Genomic DNA, 17,464 nt, shown 5'->3' on the forward strand with positions numbered 1-17,464 from the left:
CAACTACACCCACGTCCGGGGGCGGTAACGGTTGGCCCGTTCCACCAGGTCGATCCTCTCCTCACCGCCGGTCGCCAGTCTGGCCAGCGTGCGGTACGAGCGTTCCAGGCCGAAGCGGAGGCCCCGCTCGTCCAGACCGCTGCCGAGCAGCACCCGGCCGCCGACGGCGGGCTGGGACTCCTGGCCCCCGGAGAGTATCCAGTCCAGCGCGCAGCCGAGGACTTCCGCCGACAACTGCTCACGCCGGGCCGGATCCAGACCGTACGCGTCCAGTCCCTCGATCTGCCCGGCGGCGGCCGTCAGATCGTCCAGGAACGGCGTGTCGTCGGCCGCCGCGGTCCGGTGCCGCAGCCGCGCCCGTACGGCCGCCACCCGGGCCGCCGTGTAGTGGATCGAGGCCTCCGGCACCGACTCCAGCGTCCGTACGGCACCCCGCCGGTCCCCGGCCGCCAGCTGCACCCGGGCCAGGCCGAACGCGGAGCTGACGAAGCCCGGGTCGGTCGCCCACACCAGCCGGTAGTACTCGGCCGCGTTGTCCAGCTGGCCGAGCACCTCCGCGCACAGGCCGAGCGCCAGCTTCGGCGCGCTCTCGCCGGGGAAGGCGTCGTAGATCGCGTCGAAGGACAGCGCCGCGCCCTCGAAGTCGCCGGTGACCAGGGCGGCCACGCCCCGGTACCAGACCACCCGCCAGTCGTCGGGTTGTTCGTCCTCCAGCCGGCCGAGACTCACCAGCGCGGCCTCGAAGTCGCCGTTCTCCAGCCGCGCGCGGATCTGCCGCAGCTCGGTCTCCACCGTCTGCGTCGGGACCGCGGCCAGCGCGCTGAGCAGGCTGACCTCGCCCACCAGCGAGGTCGACAGGCCCGCCAGGAAGCCGGCGTTCGGGTCGTTCTGGTCGACCAGCGGGACCGGCAGGGCGAGGGCTGCGGCCGGGGTGGCGATCGGCCTGACCAGGGCGGGGTCGGCCGGATCCGGGGCCGCTCCCGACGGGTCCAGTGCGAGCGTTCTGGAGGCCACCGTCCGCCCTCCCAGCCGGGACACGTCCCCGTCCAGCTTCGGGAACAGCTCGGTGTCCGTGACCTTCACCTCGGGCCCGAACAGCGTCGACAGCGCGGGCCGCGCCGTGCCGGACTGCACCGACACGACCTCGCGCAGCACACCGGTCAGCTGCTCGGCCATCTCCTGCGCGGAGGCGAACCGGCGGGCCGGGTCGGGGTCGGTGGCCCGGACCAGCAGCCGGTAGAACGACTCGTACTGCCGGAAGACCTCGATGTTGTCCGGGTCGGGCAGCGAGTCCACGAAGACGGTCGTGTAGCCCTGGAAGTCGAAGGTGAGGACGGCGAGGGTACGGCCGACCGTGTACAGGTCGGAGGCGACGGACGGGCCGACCTCGGCGACCTCGGGCGCCTGATAGCCGACCGTGCCGTAGATGGCCGACTCCTCGTCGTCCATCCTGCGCACCGCGCCCATGTCGATCAGCTTGAGCTGGTCCTCGGTCTGGATGGCGTTGTCGACCTTGAAGTCGCAGTACAGGAGGTTGCGGCTGTGCAGGTGGCCGAGGGCCTCAAGGGCCTCGATGCCGTACGCGCACGCCTGTTCCACCGGGAGCGGGTCCCGGCGGCCCTCCGGGGTACGCCGGTCGTTGGCGATCTCCTTGAGGGACTTGCCGCCGACGTACTCCATGACGATGTAGCCGTCGAGGGAGCCGGTGCGCTGGTCGAGGTGCTCGACGAAGTTGTAGATCCGCACGATGTTGGCGTGCTCGATCTCCGCGAGGAACCGCCGCTCGGAGATCGCGGCGGCCATCGCGTCCTGGTCGCCGGTGTCCAGGAGGCCCTTGAGGACCACCCAGCGGTCGGCGACGGCCCGGTCCACGGCGAGGTAGATCCAGCCCAGGCCGCCGTGCGCGATGCAGCCCGCGACCTCGTACTGGCCGTGCACCACGTCGCCGCCCTTGAGCTTGGGCACGAACGAGTACGGGTTGCCGCACTTGGTGCAGAACCCCTCGGTCCGCCCCGGCTGGTCACCACGGGCCCGGCCCACCGGCGCCCCGCAGTCCGAGCGCGAGCAGAACCGCTTCCGCTCCGGCACCTCGGGGTTCTCCAGGACCATCTCGCGCGGGTCCGGCTTCGGCACCTGCGGCACCGTGACCAGGCCGGCGCCCAGCCGGCTGCGCCCGGACGCACTCGTCGACGAACCGGAGCTGCGCACCGACACCGAACGGCCCGTCGTATCGCCCGACAGGGACCGCGACAGCCGCCCGGAGACCGAGCGCCGCGACTTCGACGACTGCGACGTCGTACCCGAACTGCCGCGGCTGCTGGAGCGCGAACTCCCGCTGCCCGTCGAGCCCTTGCCGCCGGCCGTGATCCCGGTGGGCGGCGAGCCGACCATTCCGCTCGCCGAGACGACCGGCGCCAGACCGCAGGTGTCGCAGTACAGCTCACCGCCGCCCACGTCCTCGTACGACCCCTCGCAGCCCGGCCGCTGGCAGCTCTCTCCCGCCTGACTCACGACTACTCTCCCCTCCGGTCCTCTGGCCCACCCTGCTGCGGCACCCGCGGCACCCGCGGCGCCCCCAGCGCCTCGGCCGTCGCCTGCTGGTAGCGCAGCACCGCCTGCTCCGCGACCCTGAGATCGCAGGGCGCACTCCACAGCATCCGCCGGGCCGCGTCGTACCGCTCGATCAGGAACGGGTCCTCCGCCAGCCCGTGCCGGGCCACCTTCGCCTTGTACGCGTCCAGCCGGCCGCGCAGCTCCGCGCGCACCGCGAGCGGCGCGGTGACCGCCGTCAACGACTCACGGGCGCGCAGCAGTTCGTCCTCCGCCTTCTGCTCCAGCGATTCGAGCAGCGGTGACAGACGGTGCCACTGGGCCTGTCTGCGGTACTCGGCGGCCGTCGCCAGCTGCTCCTGCAGCACGGTCGGCGGGCCGCTGACCACCGGCACCTCGGTCGCCGCGATCTTGGCCAGCACCTCACCGCGCGCGGTGCGCGCCTCGGCGAGGGTGCGGTCCGCGCGGGACAGCACGTCCCGCAGCTTGATCAGCCGGGCCTCGGCGTCCTGCCGTACCGTCAGCACGGCGTCGATCTCCCGCCGCACCTCCTCCAGCGCCCGCGCCTCCCGGTCGTACACCGTGGTGTCGGGACGGCCGCCGCCCGGTGCCGAACTCCCCTGCGTGGGAACCCAGAACGTCAGCGGGTCCGACACGACGTCCTCCCGGAGCCTCGTCAGTGTCCGGGTGATCCGCTCCAGGTCGTCGCCCGCCGGGTGCTCGCCGGGGCGCACCCCGACGGAGTGCGCCAGCTTGCGGGTGCGCTGCAGCTCCGCGGCGAGTAAATCGATCCGCGCGGGCAGCGCCGACCACACCGCGTCGGCGGTGACGACCATGTCCAGCGAGGTCGCGTACAGCTCGTTCATCCGGTCGACCAGGGCCGCCAGCGAGAACCGCTCGCTGAGCCGGCCGGCCGCCGACAGCAGGGTCGGCGCGTTCGCCGTCGCCGTGGCGCTGCCCGCCACCGTCACGGACTCGCCGCGCAGCAGCTCGGTCAGCTCCACCAGGTCCTCACGGCTGGACCAGCGGCGCCGGGCCCTGATCTCCCGGGCGGAGCGCAGCGCGTCCGTGTAGGCGTCGAAGTAGGCCCACAGCAGGGTGATCGACGCGTCCGCGGCCGCCCACCGCTCCCGGGTCGTCCCGGTCAGCTCGGCGCCTTCGAGGAGTCTGCGGCCCGCGTGGTCCTGCAGGGCGAGAAGTGAGGTCTCGATCGCCTCGTGCTCCGCGCCGAGCCGCGCCAGCGCACGGTCCACCTCGTCCCGGTCCATCACCGGCCCGGCGGGGTCCGTGACGCCCATCGATCACCTCTCGCTCGCTCGTCGTGGCTGGGCCTCGCGGATGCGGGTCAGCTGCTGCGCAGGTACTGCGGCGCGGCCGGCTTCGACGCCGCCGAGTCCCCTCCCAGTGTCGCCGACAGCCACTTGTCGTACGACGCCTGCCAGCCGTCGGCCCGGTACTCCACCAGGATCTGGTTGACCCGGCGTACCAGATCGGTCGCGTCCTTCTTCATCGCCACGCCGTAGTACTCGGTGGTGAACGGGGCACCCTTCAGCTCGACCGTCGGGTCCTGGGCGGCCTGGCTGGCGGCCAGCGCGCCGTCGGTGACCACCGCGTCGACCTCGCCGAGCTGCAGCCGTACCAGGCAGTCGAGTTGGTTGGGGACGGTGGTGGAGATGTCCGCCGAGGCGACCAGCTTCCCGGACTTCCTGTCGGCGTCCAGCTTGGTGTACGCCGTCGAACCGGCCGCCGTGCAGATCTTCTTGTGCGCCAGCGTGGCGTTGTAGCCGGTGATCGAGGACGACTTGGGGGCGAGGACCTGCTGCCCGGTCTTGAAGTACGGCGCGGAGAACGCGACGTCCTTCAGCCGGTCGCAGTTGATGGTCATCGTGCGCACCACCATGTCGACGCGGCCGTCCTGGATCGCCGGTATCCGCTGACTGGTCGGAATCGCCTTGAACTGCACCGCGTTCGGGTCGCCGAGGATGTCCTGGGCGATCCGGTGCACCAGGTCGATGTCGAAACCCTCCAGCTCCGCGTCGGAGTTGTTCGGGTTGCGGTAGCCCCAGCGGTAGCTGTTCTGGTCGACGCCGACGATCAGCTTCCGCTTGGCGCCGGTGCGGGCCTTGATGGCGTCGATGGTGGACCCGTCCGCGCCCGACGGCGACCAGGTCTCGTTCTGCGCCTGGGAGTCGGTGCAGTCGTCGGCCTTCGCCGGGCTGCCGGTCGCCAGCCCCGGACCGCCGAGCCCCTCGCCCTGGCCGCCCTCACCACGGGACTGGGTGAGCGGCAGCAGCAGGACGAACGCCAGCGCCAGGGCGCAGCCGACCGCCATCGCACCGACTCCGCCCCAGCCGCGCAGGGAGGCCCTCATCCGCCGCACGAACATCGCCACGCCCCCTCTCACCGGTACTCCGAAAGCCTGCGCCCGATGCCGAACAGCGCGCCGGACGCCGCCGCGACCCCCAGCATGGCGGCTCCGATCGGCAGTCCGGACATCGCGTTCCGGCCGTCGGTGGCCTGCGCCTTGAACTCGGTCTCCTCGTACGCCAGCGCCGTCTTCAGGTTGGTGTCGACGCTGTCGAAGCACTCGGCGGTGGCGCCCTTGGTGCCTATCACCTTGTCCAGCGCCGCCTGGTAGTCGCCGTTCTCGTCCTCGGTGCGGGCGGCGGTGTGCCGCTCCTTCCACACCTTCATGTTCCCCTCGGCCGCCACGACAGGCTTGCCGCCGGCCGTGCCGTCCGCCAGCGCCGCGGCCTCGGTGAGGCCCTTGCCGAGCGCCGTCATGTCCTTGTCGAAGTCGTAGTAGTACGCGTCGTACGTCTGCCCGCCGACCGTGACCGTCTCGGCGCCGCGCGCCACCAGGCTCAGGTTCTCGTTCCCGCGGGCCTTCAGAGAGGCGATCCGGGCGTCGTGCAGCACGTTCAGCGAGCGGACGCCGTGGTCGTAGGAGCCGTCCAGGCCGGCGCGGGCGACGGTGTGGCCGACGACCAGCCACAGCAGCGTCACGACGGTGGCCGTCGAGGCCGCGACCAGGCCGTGGTTCAGCAGGCGGTTCGTCCGGCGGTAGTGGCGCAGCTGGGCCCAGGCGAGCGCGGCGAGCGCGAGGAGGCCGAGGACGATCGCCGCCCACGGGTACGGCGTCGCGTCCGAGTAGTCGGAGGCGAGGCGCGCGTTCTCCTTCGTGTAGAGATCCTCCGCGGCCGGGAGCATCTCCTGCTGCATCTTCTCGTTCGCGTACCGCAGATACGCGCCGCCGACCGGGTAACCCTGCCGGTTGTACACGCGGGCCCGCTCCACCAGTCCCTCGTACTCCGGCAGCAGCTTGTTCAGCTTCGCCACGGCCGCCTCGGAGGGCGAGCCGGGCTCGGAGTTGGCGGCCGCGGTGACCAGCTTGGCGGCGGCGGTCTGGACGTCCTTCTCGTACCGGGTACGGGAGGCGGCCGTCTCCTGGCCGCCCGCCAGGAAGCCGCTGGAGGCCGTGGTGTTGGCGTCCGCCAGCGAGCGGTAGATGTCGGCCGCGCCGGAACTGAGCGGCTGGCTGCGGTGCAGCACGTCGTCGGCGGCGGCCGCGCGGTCGGTCATCTGCCAGGCGGTGACGGCACCGAAGGCGACGATCAGCACGGCCAGGACGGCGCCGATGATCCGGAGCCGGCCGGGCTCGGTGGTGGCGGCGGCGCGCACCTGCTCGACGCCCTCCGCGAACGCGGAGCGGCGGCGCGGGGGAGCCGCCTCGGGCGCGGGGGAGCCGGTCCGCTGTGCGGGCAGGGCGGTGCCTGCTCCTGGCGGTGCCGCGCTCTTCGTCGGCGGGTGTGTCACTTGACCTCCCCCATGGTCATCCGGTCGTCGCCCAGTATCGCCGCCCGGACTGACATTCGGCACCGGCCTTCACTCGATCTTGATCGGATCGCAGCGGAACCCCTGCCCATGAATACGCCGGGGGAATCGGTTCGGTTCCTGGGGGGTGGTGTCGCATCGTTGCGGGGCGCGGGTGCGTGGGTGGTTGCTCGCGCAGTTCCCCGCGCCCCTTACGGGGCGCTGCAGTCGCGTCAGCTTCCTAGCTGCGGGCAGGCGTGCCGCAGGGCGGCACGGGTGGGCGCAGCGGCACCCTGCCAGCGCCGGTAAGCGTCCCCCCCGCCCCCACCCCGGGTCACCCCTCGAAGTACGCTCGCACTCGCTCCTGCACAGACACCCCCGCCCCCACCGCATCCAGCCCCAGCAACGCCGCCCCCAGCACCGGCCGCGCCGTCACCACCCTCGGTACCGCCTTCGGCGCCCGCGCGGCCAGCAACTCGCGCACCCCGTCGTCCAGTTGCGGATGCCCGCCCGCCAGCACCCCGCCCCCCAGCAGCACCGGCGTCTCCTCGTCCAGCAGCTCCAGGCGGGTCAGCGCGACCACGGCCATCGCCACCACCTCCTGCGCCAGCCGGTCCACCACCGCCCGGGCCACCGGGTCGCCGTCGGCCGCCGTCGCGAACAGCACCGGCGTCAACTCGTGCCGGCGGGCGGGCTCGACCTCCTCCCGGTGCAGGGCCTCGATCAGCGCGAGCATGCTGTCGTACCCGAAGTACGCCGGGAGCGTGCGGGCCAGTGCCGTACGCTCCCCGCGGCCGTCCTCCGCGCGTGCCGCGTGCCACAGGGCCTCCTCCGCCAGCCCCCAGCCCCCGCCCCAGTCACCGGAGATGCGGCCGAGGGCGGGGAAGCGGGCGGTACGGCCGTCGGGGCGCATACCGACGCAGTTGATGCCGGCGCCGCACACCACAGCGACCCCGCGCGGCTCGGTGACGCCGGCCCTGAAGATCGCGAAGGTGTCGTTGCGGACCGCCACCGTCGCCCCCCACGCGCGCGTGGCCAGCGCGGCGGCCAACTGCTCCTCCTCGAACGGGAAGTCGGCGTTGGCCAGGCACGCGGAGACGTGGGCGGCCGAGGTGACCCCGGCGGCGGCGTACGCCTCGGCGACCGCCGTGGCCACCTCGTCCACGGCCTGCTCCACGCCCACCACCGGCGGCCGGAAGCCGCCGGCCCGGGCCGTGGCGAGGATCTCGCCGTCCGCCGCCACCACCGCGACGTCGGTCTTGCTGTTGCCCGCGTCGATGGCGAGGACACTTGCGGTCAGGCCCACGCGAGGTGCTCCCGGTTGTGCGCGATCAGTCGGTCGGTCAGGGCGTCGGCGTACTCGTACTGGCCGACCAGGGGGTGGGCGAGCAGCGCCCGGAAGACGCGGTCCCGGCCGCCGCGCAGCGCCGCCTCCAGGGCCAGGTCCTCGTACCCCGTCACGTTCGCGACGAGCCCGGCGAACAGCGGGTCGACGTCCGGGACGGGCAGCGGCACCGGGCCGTTCGCGCCCACCGCCGCCTGCACCTCGATCACCGCGTCGTCGGGGAGGAAGGGCAGCGTGCCGCCGTTGTACGTGTTCACCACCTGGTAGGGGTTCCCGGTGCTGCCGAGCAGTGCCGCGGCCAGGTCGACCGCCGCCTCCGAGTAGTAGGCGCCGCCCCGCCTGGCGAGCAGCTCCGGCTTCTCGTCCAGGGCCGGGTCGCCGTACATCTCCAGCAACTGCTCCTCCATCGCGGCGACTTCGGCGGCCCGGGACGGCTTGGTGCGCAGCTCCCGTACGACCTCGTCGTGCGCGTAGTAGTAGCGCAGGTAGTAGGAGGGGATGACGCCGCCGAGGCGGTCGAGGAGGGCCGTGGGCAGCTTGAGGTCGGCGGCGATGGTGTCGCCGTGCTCCCCGAGCAGCTTGGGCAGGACGTTCTCGCCCTCGGGGCCGCCGAGGCGGACCGCCGTCTCCCAGGTGAGGTGGTTGAGGCCGAGGTGGTCCAGGTGGATCTCGGACGGCGTGACGCCCAGCAGGTTCGCGAACTTCCGCTGGAAGCCGATCGCCACGTTGCACAGCCCGACCGCCTTGTGGCCGGCCTGGAGCAGGGCACGGGTCACGATCCCCACCGGGTTGGTGAAGTCGATGATCCAGGCGTTCGGGTTGGTGCGGCGGACCCGTTCGGCGATGTCCAGGACGACGGGCACGGTGCGCAGGGCCTTGGCCAGGCCGCCGGCGCCGGTGGTCTCCTGGCCGATGCAGCCGCACTCCAGCGGCCAGGTCTCGTCCTGCTGCCTGGCCGCCTGGCCGCCGACGCGCAGCTGGAGCAGCACCGCGTCGGCGCCCTCGACGCCCGCGTCCAGGTCGGAGGTGGTGACGATCCGGCCGCCGTGGCCCTGTTTGGCGAAGATCCGGCGGGCCAGTCCGCCCACCAGTTCCAGGCGTTCGGCGGCCGGGTCCACCAGGACGAGTTCCTCGACGGGCAGGGTGTCCCGCAGGCGTGCGAAGCCGTCGATGAGTTCAGGGGTGTAGGTCGAGCCTCCGCCGACCACAGTGAGTTTCATACGTGGTTAACCCTTCACTCCGGTGAGCGTGACGCCCTCGACGAACGCCTTCTGGGCGAAGAAGAAGACGAGGATCACGGGGGCCATGACCAGCACGGTCGCGGCCATGGTCAGGTTCCAGTCGGTGTGGTGCATGCCCTTGAACGACTCCAGGCCGTAGGAGAGGGTCCAGGCGCCCGGGTTCTCCGAGGCGTAGATCTGGGGGCCGAAGTAGTCGTTCCAGGCGTAGAAGAACTGGAAGAGGGCGACGGCGGCGATGCCCGGCTTCGCCATCGGGATCACCACCCGCAGCAGCGTCCTGAGGTCCCCGCAGCCGTCCACCTTGGCCGCGTCCAGGTACTCGTTCGGGATCGTCATCAGGAACTGGCGCAGCAGGAAGATGGAGAACGCGTCGCCGAACGCCATCGGCACGATCAGCGGCCACAGGGTGCCGGAGAGGTCCAGCTGCTTCGCCCAGAAGAGGTACATCGGGATGATGACCACCTGCGGCGGCAGCATCATCATCGAGATCACCAGCATCAGGGACAGGTTGCGGCCCCGGAAACGGAACTTGGCGAGCGCGTACGCCACCGGGAGCGAGGACACGACGGTCAGGACGGTGCCGAGGCCGGCGTAGACCAGGGTGTTCCTCCACCAGGTCAGGAAGCCCGGCGTGTCGAACACCTTCTTGTAGTTGCCCCACTCCCAGGTGTGCGGGATCAGGTCCCGGCTCAGCGCCTGGCTGTCGCTCATCAGCGAGGTCAGGAACACGAACACGAAGGGCAGGGTGAAGAACAGGGCGGCGGCGACGCCGAGGGAGTGCACCGCCACCCAGTTCAGCAACGCCTTGCGGCGGGCGGTGCGTTCGGCCTCCGACACCGGGGCCTTCAGCTCCGCCGGCCGGTCCAGCACTTGGGTCATCGTCAGTCACCTGCCTGGATGAGACCGCCCCGGCGCCGCATCAGGATCGCGGTGAACGCCATGGACAGGACGAAGAGGACGAGGGCGACGACACACGCGGAGCCGTAGTCGAAGCGCTGGAAGCCGAGGTTGTAGACGAGCTGGGGGAGGGTGAGCGTCGACTTCTCGGGATAGCCGGGTTCGAACTGCGTCCCCGCGCCCTGGATCACGCCCGAGGCGACCTTTCCGGCGATGAGCGGCTGCGTGTAGTACTGCATCGTCTGGATGACACCCGTGACGACCGCGAACATCACGATCGGCGAGATGTTCGGGAGGGTGACGTACCGGAAGCGCTGCCACGCGGAGGCGCCGTCCAGCTCCGCCGCCTCGTACTGCTCCGTCGGCACGTCGAGCAGCGCGGCCATGAAGATGACCATCAGGTCGCCGACGCCCCACAGGGCCAGCAGCGTCAGGGCTGGCTTGGACCAGGTCGGGTCGTTGAACCAGCCCGGGGCCGGGATGCCGACCTTCTCCAGGATCGAGTTGACCGGCCCGGTACCGGGGTTGAGGAGGAACGCGAAGGCCATGGTCGCGGCGACCGGCGGGGCCAGGTAGGGCAGGTAGAAGAGGGTGCGGAAGACCCCCGTACCCGTCTTGATCTTCGTGATCAGCATGCCGACGCCGAGTCCGAAGACGACCCGGAGCGACACCATCACGACCACCAGCCACAGGGTGTTGCGCAGCGCGGGCCAGAAGTAGGGGTAGTGCTCGAAGACGTACGTCCAGTTCTTCGTGCCGGTCCACGTCGGCGGTTTGAAGCCGTCGTAGTGCATGAAGGAGAAATAGACCGTGGAGATCAGCGGGTACGCGAAGAACACCGCGAACCCGATCAGCCAGGGCGACATGAAAGCGACCGTACGAAGCGCCGACCTGCGGCGCTTCGACGCCAACGTGATGGTGCTCATCGCTACTTCGCCTGCGCGATGTCCGTGTCGATCTGCTTGGCCGTGTCCGCCAGGCCGGACTTGAGGTCCTTGGCCTTGCCGCTCTCGTAGTCGTATCCGAAGTTCTGGATCGTGGCCAGGTACACGCCGCCGTTGATGGAGGCGGGGGACGTCGTGGAGTTCGGGTTCGCGGCGATGTCCAGGAAGGTCTTGAAGCGCGGGTCGTACTTCAGCTTCGGCGACTTCAGGGCGGCCAGCGTGGACGGCACGTTGTGGATGGCGTTGGAGAAGTTCACCACCGCGTCGGTGTCCGTGGTGATGTACTTGACGAACTCCCAGGCCGCGTTCTGCTTCTTGCTGTTCGCGGCGATACCGGCGATGGTGCCGGTGATGTAGCCCTTGCCGTACTGCGCGACCTGGTCGTCGGGCACGGGCAGCGGGGCGACGCCGATGTCGAACTTCGGCTTGGTCGCGAGCGCCATGCCGAGCCGCCACTCGCCGTCGAGCTGCATGGCGACCTGCCCGGTCTGGAAGGGGTGCTTGTCGCCCCACTCGTCGCCCAGCGTCGCCCGGTACTTCTCCAGCTTCTGGAATCCGCCGAGTTCGTCGACGAGGTCCTTCTGCAGCGTGAACGCCTCGGTGAAAGCGGGGTCCTTGGCGACGTTCGACTTTCCGTCGGCGGTGAAGTACGTCGGCGAGAACTGTGCCTGGTAGTGCTCGGTCGTGGTCTCCCAGCCGTGGTAGTCCGGCATGAAACCGAGCTGCTTGTAGCTGTCGCCCTGAGCGATCGTCAGTTTCTTGGCGTCCGCCTTGAATTCGGTCCACGTCTTCGGCGGGTTCGCGATACCCGCCGCCTTGAACGCCGTCTTGTTGTAGTAGAGGCCGTACGCGTCACCGAGCAGCGGCACCGAGCAGCGGTTGCCGTCGTACTGGGTGTACTCGTTCATCGCCTTCGGGAACGTCGTCGCCGGGTCGATGCCGGACTTCTTGAAGAACGGGTTCAGGTCGACCAGCGCGCCCGAGGAGCAGAACTTGCCCACGTTGTTGGTGGTGAACGAGGAGATGACGTCCGGGGCCTTGCCGCCGCCGCTGCGCAGCGCCTGGTTGATCTTGTCGTCGGTCATGTTGCTGACGACGTTGACGTGGATGTTGGGGTGCGCCTTCTCGAAGCCGGCGATCAGCGCGTTGACCGCCTTCACCTCGTTCGGGGCGCTCCAGGCGTGCCAGAAGTTGATGGTGGTGTTCGCGGAGGCGTCGTCGTCGGCTCCGGAGGAGGACTGGCCGGTACAGGCGGTGAGCAGGGCCAGCGAACTGGCGGCCGCGGTCAGGGCAAAAGCCGTCTTTCGGGCAGCGGAGGGTATGGGCATGGCGAGGACTCCCGGGGCGGGCGGTGTGGGAAGGGAACGGCTGTGCGGGAAGCTGAGGGTGCAGCGGGTGAAGCGGGTGAAGAGGCGGAACGGGCAGGGGCTCAGCGCGAGGTGTCGAAGACCTCGTCACGGGTGGTCGCGAGCGCGCTCTCAAGCGCGCCGCGCAGCACGGGGTGTTCGCGGACGTCGCCGACGACGAGCCGCGGCCGGGCGGCCGCCAGCTCCTCCAGTTCGGCCTGGACGAGGGCGCGCAGCACCTCGCCGCCGGAGGTCAGGACGGTGCCGCTGAGGACGACGAGTTCGGGGTCGAGGACGGAGACGAGGGAGGCGAGACCGGTGGCCAGCCGGGTCGCGTAGGTCCGGAGCAGCTGGTGGTAGGGGCCGGTGGCGTGGTCGGCGGCGCGGGCGACGAGTTCGGCGGCCGCCTCGTCGTACGGCCCGGCCGGCAGGTCCTCGATGCCCAGCTCGCGCGCCAGCCGGGGCACGGCCTGCGAACCGGCGAGTTCCTGGTAACCACCGCTGTTGGCCTTGGTGACCTGGCGGACCAGCGGGGTGCCCGGCACCGGCAGGAAGCCGACCTCGCCGGCGCCGCCGGTCCAGCCGCGGTGCAGCCGGCCGCCGAGGACCAGGGCGGCACCGAGGCCCTCCTGGTTCCACAGCAGCACGAAGTCGCCGTGGCCGCGGGCCGCGCCCAGCCGCTGTTCGGCGATGGCGGCGAGGTTGACGTCGTTCTCGTACTCGACCGGCATCGGCAGCGCGGCGGCGAGTTCGTCGAGCAGTGCGGGGGAGTGCCAGCCGGGCAGGTGCGAGGCGTACCGCAGCCGGCCGGTGTTGGGGTCGAAGGCGCCGGGCGTGCCGATGACGACCCGGCGGACGTCGTCCCGGGCCAGCCCGGCCGCCTTCACGGCGCCGTCCAGGGCGTCGGTGACCTGCCGTACGACGGACTGCGCGGAGCGCCGGCCGGGGGTCGGCAGTTCGTACTCGCCGACGGTACGGCCGGTGACGTCGGCGACGGCGGCCCGGATCCGGCCCGGGTTGACGTCAAGGCCGGCGGCGTGGGCGGCGGCCGGGTTCACCGAGTACAGCTGGGCGTTGGGGCCCGGCCGGCCCTCGCTGGTGCCGGTCGCCAGCACCAGCCCGGCCGCCTCCAGGCGGGCCAGCAGCTGGGAGGCGGTCGGCTTGGAGAGGCCGGTCAGCTTGCCGATCCGGGTGCGGGACAGCGGGCCGTGCTCCAGCAGCAGGTCCAGTGCGGCGCGGTCGTTCATGGCGCGCAGCACGCGCGGGGTGCCCGGCGTACCGGCGGTTCCTGCCATGGTTTCGACACCTGCCTTTCCAGCCGCTCAGTTTCCCAGTGACGCGGACGATCGGTCCACCCGGGTGGACCACCTGAGTCGCCCATTCCTTGATCACTGTTAGGAAAGTTTCCTGTTGGCTGGAAAACGTAAGCCGCCGGAAGGGGAGCGTCAATAGCCCGCCGGGGCGGCAATGCAGTCGTTACCTGGGCTTGGGCATGCGAAGGGCCCGCCCGGAAGATCCGGACGGGCCCTTCGCATGCCTGGAGGTCTGTCAGAGCCGGAGGGCCGGTGGGTCCACCTCGACGTAGTCGCCTGTGGCCTTCGCCGCGGCGGTGGTCGTCGTACCGGCGAACACGTAGCGGTAGTAGCCGCTCTTCGAGGCCTTCACGGTGGTGGACAGTGCACCGCCGGTGCCGGAGGTGATGCCCTTGACGTTCGTGTACGTGCTGGTGCCCTCGGTGCGGAACTGGAGGACGACCTTCTGCCCCGTGTACCCCGAGTACTTGCCGGTCTCCCAGTTCGCCCGGGTCAGCTTGCCCTTGACGGTGATCGTCTTGCCCTGGATCGCCGGCTCGGGGGTGGCGTTGACGGTCAGCTTGGCCGCGCGCTGCACCTTCGCGGTGGTCAGGTTGCCCCAGATGGCCACGTCGGACTCGGAGCTGAGGAAGTCGTCCGAGGCGGTGCCGTCGATGTGGGCGTACAGGCCCGCGGCCTTCCACGTGGTGGCGTCCGCGGCCTCGTACAGGTACTCGGGGTCGGCCGGGATGTTCTCGGAGCAGCTCTCGGTGACCGTGGTGTCCGTGGTGGCGGTCGTCGTGCAGGTGGGCATGACTTCCGGGTCCAGCTCGTTGTCGAGCGACTTCAGCGTGCCGCGGTAGAGCATCACCGCGGCGAACGTCTTCTTGTTGTCGATGACCAGGTCGGCGGGCCGGGTCAGGGTGTACGTCACCGGCACGCTCACCGTCTTGGTGGTGCCGACGACGATCGCCTTGCCCTTGTTCACGGTCACGTCGGAGAAGACCAGGTTCGGAGTGGCCGCGGAGGCGGCGGGCGCCGCGACACCGGCCAGGGCCAGGGCACCGGACAGGGCGGTGCCTATGGCGAGCTTTCTCATGTATCCCCACATTCGAGACGGGCCCCCGGGCGACGTCGCGCTCCAGAACAAGGGCCCGTAGTGGGGCGACCATAGATCATCACGGGTGCGGGGAGAATGCGCGGGGCCTGTGAAGACCATCTGAATCCGGCCGACGGCCGGTTTGTGATCACGGCTGCGTCACGATGTCCGTCGCCGCAGGTCGCAGGGCCCCTTCTCGCAGTTTCCTGCTCTTTGATCCCGACACCGGCCAGGAGGACGGCGATTGAAGATGACCCCTCGAATACGGTTGTTCGCAGGACTGTCGCGCAACGCATTGGGCGCCTTAGTGGTGCCGGTCCTCACGCTGTGCATCCTCGACTTCGTCGACGACGGCTTCTCCTGGACGACGTTCGTGCGTGCCATGGCCCAGTACCCGCCGGTCGGGATCGTGCTCTCGCTGCTGTGGGCCGGCTGGCGGACCGGTTCGCTGGTGCGCCGGGCGCGCGGCCTGGGCGTCGAGGCCACCGAGAAGGTGCTGGACGACACCCAGACCCACACCGTCACCGGCATCCCGATCGACCGCATCCGCGCCGAGCTGGAAGCGGCGCGCCAGGTGTCGGACCTCACCGACGGCGACCCGGTCCGCTTCCGCTGGCACCCTTACCGCTCCCGGGTGTCCGTCGAGGCCTCGGTCACCTACGACGACACCTCGGGCGAGGCCCGCATAGAGGTCCGTACTTCCGGAAACTTCGAGAGCGGCTTCTTCCGGGGCGCCGCGTTCACCGTGCTCTGCCGGATAGTGGGCACGCTCGAAGGGCGTTGAGCCGAGGGTCGCTCAGTCGTCGAGGAAGGGGGCCGTGTCGAGCGTGGGGTAGGGGGCGGGGAGGGGGAGCGGGTCGCCGAGGTTCACCTTCTCGTCGGTCTTGTAGTAGGCCTCGGTGGGGTCGTCGCCGGGGAGGACCGGGTCGGTGTAGCAGTGGGCGGACTTCGTGTGGCGGTCGATGAGGACGTAGACCGGGATGCCCGCGGCGGCGTAGGCGCGGAACTTGGGACCGGTGTCGGTCTCGTGGTTGGTCGAGGTGACCTCTCCGACGAGCGCGAGCAGGTCGCCGGGGTACCAGCCCGGGTACCTGAGGTAATGAGACTCGTCCGAGCCGGCCGGCTTGCGGTGCTTTACATACAGGTCGGGGATGAGCAGCGCTGTGGTTTCACTGCTGCAGTCGGTGAACCGGTATCCGTTGCCGGTGCCGGCGTGCCGGACTCCCGCCGAGTGGAACTGGACGAGCAGGGTCATGACCGTACTGTTGTGCCCATGATCCGGTGGTGACTGCGGTACGCAGGCCCGGCCTTCGAGGAACTCGGGGCGTACGGGCATGGGGAAGCCGCCTCGTAGGCAACCAGGAGCCGGGCGGGCTCCATGCGGGCGAGGAGGTCCGGCTCCGCAGGGCGGCGGTCGGTGTTCACGACGGAAAGCGTGGGGCACCCCGCGCTCCCGGCGTCGGAATGCCCCACCTGTTCACTCGAACGAGTGTACTGAACCGTTCCGTTACTTCCCTGCCGCCGACGACCGCTGCGCGGCGATCGGCGTCGTCGCCGCCACCTGCGGCGAGTCCGAGTTGGAGAACGCCGACGGCGCCGCCACGCCGTCCGTCGGGTCCGCGGCCTCGGCCTCCGAGGTCGCGACCGGGCCCCCGCCGACGATCCGGATGTCCGCCGCGTCGAAGGCCCGCTTGATCCGCCAGCGCAGCTCGCGCTCCACGGTCAGCGCCTTGCCCGGCATGGTCTTGGCCGAGAGCCGGACGACCATCGAGTCGATGAGGACGGAGTCCAGGCCGAGGATCTGGATCGGCCCCCACAGGAGCTCGTTCCAGGGCTCCTCCTTGGACATCTTCTCGGCGACCTCGTCCAGGGTGGCCCGCACCCGGTCCAGGTCCTCGCTGGGCCGCAGGGTGACGTCGACGCCGGCCGTGGCCCAGCCCTGCGAGAGGTTGCCGATGCGCTTGATCTCGCCGTTGCGCACGTACCAGATCTCGCCGTCCGCGCCGCGCAGCTTGGTCACCCGCAGGCCGACCTCGACGACCTCGCCGGAGGCCACCCCCGCGTCGATCGAGTCGCCGACGCCGTACTGGTCCTCCAGGATCATGAACACGCCGGACAGGAAGTCCGTGACCAGGTTCCGGGCGCCGAAACCGATCGCGACACCGGCGACACCGGCGGAGGCCAGCAGCGGGGCCAGGTCGATCTGGAAGCTGCTCAGCACCATCAGCGCGGCCGTGCCGAGGATCAGGAAGCTCGCCACCGACCGCAGCACCGACCCGATCGCCTGCGAGCGCTGCCGCCGCCGCTCGGCGTTGACCAGCAGCCCGCCGAGGGTGGTGCCCTCCGCCGACTCGGCCGTCCGGTTCATCCGGTCGATGAACTTGGTTATCGCCCGCAGCACGACCTTTCTGAGCACCACCGCGATCACCACGACCAGGAGCACCTTCAGCCCGATCGCCAGCCACGTCGACCAGTTCTGCTCGACCCAGCTGGCCGTGTTCGCGGCGCTCTCCTGGGCGTCCTGGAGCGTGGGCACGGTCGTTGTCGGCGACTCCGATGGGGTCGGCGACGGCGACGAACCGGCGGCCAGTAGGACGGCGGGCAAGGACACGGCGGGTACCTCCAGGCGGTGCGGTACTGCCCTCCGGTACGGCGTTCAAGGTCATGTACGGCGTTCAAGGTCACGGAAAGGTCACCGGACGGGCAGGAACACCACACTAACGGGGCATTGTGTGTGGGCCCGGCCGATACGAGAAGGAGAGACCGTCCTCACGCCCGCTCCTTACTCGCGCTTGAACAGGGCGGCTACTCCCGCTGGAACAGACCCGCTTGAAAAGGGGTGCAACCGGGGGATGAATGCGATGTGGTCGAAAACACTCCCAGCCCGTTACCGGGAGATGGTGGCGCGTCCACCAGGCAGGAGGGGAGACTGGCCAC

General features: G+C 70.6%; 14 protein-coding genes. 1 reads left to right on the forward strand and 13 read right to left on the reverse strand.

The features are described 5' to 3' along the window. Positions 1 to 3: 3 nt before the first annotated feature. The 11 genes from KVT45_RS20145 to KVT45_RS20195 all read right to left on the reverse strand — a co-directional run bounded on the left by KVT45_RS20145 (position 4) and on the right by KVT45_RS20195 (position 14,527). The gene (locus KVT45_RS20145; protein WP_217549364.1) at positions 4 to 2,511 is read right to left on the reverse strand and encodes a serine/threonine-protein kinase; all 2,508 of its coding nucleotides are present in this window, start codon (positions 2,509 to 2,511) and stop codon (positions 4 to 6) included. Positions 2,512 to 2,513: 2 nt separating this feature from the next. Next, positions 2,514 to 3,848: a hypothetical protein gene (locus KVT45_RS20150; protein WP_217549366.1), complete on the reverse strand. Its 1,335-nt coding sequence runs from the start codon at positions 3,846 to 3,848 to the stop codon at positions 2,514 to 2,516. Positions 3,849 to 3,895: 47 nt separating this feature from the next. Next, positions 3,896 to 4,936: a glutamate ABC transporter substrate-binding protein gene (locus tag KVT45_RS20155; RefSeq protein ID WP_217549672.1), complete on the reverse strand. Its 1,041-nt coding sequence runs from the start codon at positions 4,934 to 4,936 to the stop codon at positions 3,896 to 3,898. 14 nt (positions 4,937 to 4,950) lie between these two features. After that, on the reverse strand, positions 4,951 to 6,315 hold the full coding sequence (locus KVT45_RS20160) for a hypothetical protein (RefSeq protein WP_217549674.1): 1,365 nt from the start codon (positions 6,313 to 6,315) through the stop codon (positions 4,951 to 4,953). 382 nt (positions 6,316 to 6,697) lie between these two features. Beyond that, entirely contained in the window at positions 6,698 to 7,669 is a 972-nt protein-coding gene (locus tag KVT45_RS20165; RefSeq protein ID WP_217549368.1) for a BadF/BadG/BcrA/BcrD ATPase family protein, read from the reverse strand. Next, positions 7,660 to 8,928 (reverse strand): 6-phospho-beta-glucosidase, encoded by a 1,269-nt coding sequence (locus KVT45_RS20170; RefSeq protein WP_217549370.1) that lies wholly within the window; start codon positions 8,926 to 8,928, stop codon positions 7,660 to 7,662. The genes KVT45_RS20165 and KVT45_RS20170 overlap by 10 nt, the downstream gene beginning before the upstream one ends. A gap of 6 nt (positions 8,929 to 8,934) precedes the next feature. Then, positions 8,935 to 9,828 (reverse strand): carbohydrate ABC transporter permease, encoded by an 894-nt coding sequence (locus tag KVT45_RS20175; protein ID WP_217549372.1) that lies wholly within the window; start codon positions 9,826 to 9,828, stop codon positions 8,935 to 8,937. A 2-nt stretch (positions 9,829 to 9,830) separates the two neighbouring features. After that, complete coding sequence (locus KVT45_RS20180) at positions 9,831 to 10,772, reverse strand: carbohydrate ABC transporter permease (protein ID WP_089107452.1); 942 nt, start codon at positions 10,770 to 10,772, stop codon at positions 9,831 to 9,833. A gap of 2 nt (positions 10,773 to 10,774) precedes the next feature. Then, positions 10,775 to 12,118, reverse strand: a complete 1,344-nt coding sequence (locus KVT45_RS20185; protein WP_217549374.1) for an ABC transporter substrate-binding protein — start codon at positions 12,116 to 12,118, stop codon at positions 10,775 to 10,777. A 101-nt stretch (positions 12,119 to 12,219) separates the two neighbouring features. Then, entirely contained in the window at positions 12,220 to 13,431 is a 1,212-nt protein-coding gene (locus KVT45_RS20190) for an ROK family transcriptional regulator (RefSeq protein ID WP_217549376.1), read from the reverse strand. Positions 13,432 to 13,684: 253 nt separating this feature from the next. Further along, positions 13,685 to 14,527: a hypothetical protein gene (locus tag KVT45_RS20195; protein ID WP_217549378.1), complete on the reverse strand. Its 843-nt coding sequence runs from the start codon at positions 14,525 to 14,527 to the stop codon at positions 13,685 to 13,687. 250 nt (positions 14,528 to 14,777) lie between these two features. Between KVT45_RS20195 and KVT45_RS20200 the strand changes: the two genes are divergently transcribed. Beyond that, positions 14,778 to 15,311, forward strand: coding sequence for a hypothetical protein (locus KVT45_RS20200; RefSeq protein WP_217549380.1), 534 nt, complete (start codon positions 14,778 to 14,780; stop codon positions 15,309 to 15,311). Between the two features lie 12 nt (positions 15,312 to 15,323). On the opposite strand, the gene KVT45_RS20205 is transcribed toward KVT45_RS20200, so the two are convergent. Next, positions 15,324 to 15,863 carry a Uma2 family endonuclease gene (locus KVT45_RS20205; protein WP_217549381.1) on the reverse strand — a complete coding sequence of 180 codons (540 nt, stop codon included), beginning with the start codon at positions 15,861 to 15,863 and terminating at the stop codon, positions 15,324 to 15,326. Positions 15,864 to 16,034: 171 nt separating this feature from the next. Next, complete coding sequence (locus tag KVT45_RS20210) at positions 16,035 to 17,138, reverse strand: mechanosensitive ion channel family protein (protein ID WP_217549383.1); 1,104 nt, start codon at positions 17,136 to 17,138, stop codon at positions 16,035 to 16,037. Positions 17,139 to 17,464 lie beyond the last annotated feature (326 nt).

It is taken from the genome of Streptomyces sp. GbtcB6, assembly GCF_019091475.1.
Lineage (GTDB): Bacteria > Actinomycetota > Actinomycetes > Streptomycetales > Streptomycetaceae > Streptomyces > Streptomyces hyaluromycini.

What these genes read in the sequence shown, in the direction of transcription:
- KVT45_RS20200 (WP_217549380.1), top strand. Translation starts at nt 14,778, where the DNA reads ATGACCCCTCGAATACGGTTGTTCGCAGGACTGTCGCGCAACGCATTG.
- KVT45_RS20180 (WP_089107452.1), bottom strand. Translation starts at nt 10,772, where the DNA reads ATGAGCACCATCACGTTGGCGTCGAAGCGCCGCAGGTCGGCGCTTCGT.
- KVT45_RS20185 (WP_217549374.1), bottom strand. Translation starts at nt 12,118, where the DNA reads ATGCCCATACCCTCCGCTGCCCGAAAGACGGCTTTTGCCCTGACCGCG.
- KVT45_RS20195 (WP_217549378.1), bottom strand. Translation starts at nt 14,527, where the DNA reads ATGAGAAAGCTCGCCATAGGCACCGCCCTGTCCGGTGCCCTGGCCCTG.
- KVT45_RS20190 (WP_217549376.1), bottom strand. Translation starts at nt 13,431, where the DNA reads ATGGCAGGAACCGCCGGTACGCCGGGCACCCCGCGCGTGCTGCGCGCC.
- KVT45_RS20155 (WP_217549672.1), bottom strand. Translation starts at nt 4,936, where the DNA reads ATGTTCGTGCGGCGGATGAGGGCCTCCCTGCGCGGCTGGGGCGGAGTC.
- KVT45_RS20175 (WP_217549372.1), bottom strand. Translation starts at nt 9,828, where the DNA reads ATGACCCAAGTGCTGGACCGGCCGGCGGAGCTGAAGGCCCCGGTGTCG.
- KVT45_RS20150 (WP_217549366.1), bottom strand. Translation starts at nt 3,848, where the DNA reads ATGGGCGTCACGGACCCCGCCGGGCCGGTGATGGACCGGGACGAGGTG.
- KVT45_RS20205 (WP_217549381.1), bottom strand. Translation starts at nt 15,863, where the DNA reads ATGCCCGTACGCCCCGAGTTCCTCGAAGGCCGGGCCTGCGTACCGCAG.
- KVT45_RS20170 (WP_217549370.1), bottom strand. Translation starts at nt 8,928, where the DNA reads ATGAAACTCACTGTGGTCGGCGGAGGCTCGACCTACACCCCTGAACTC.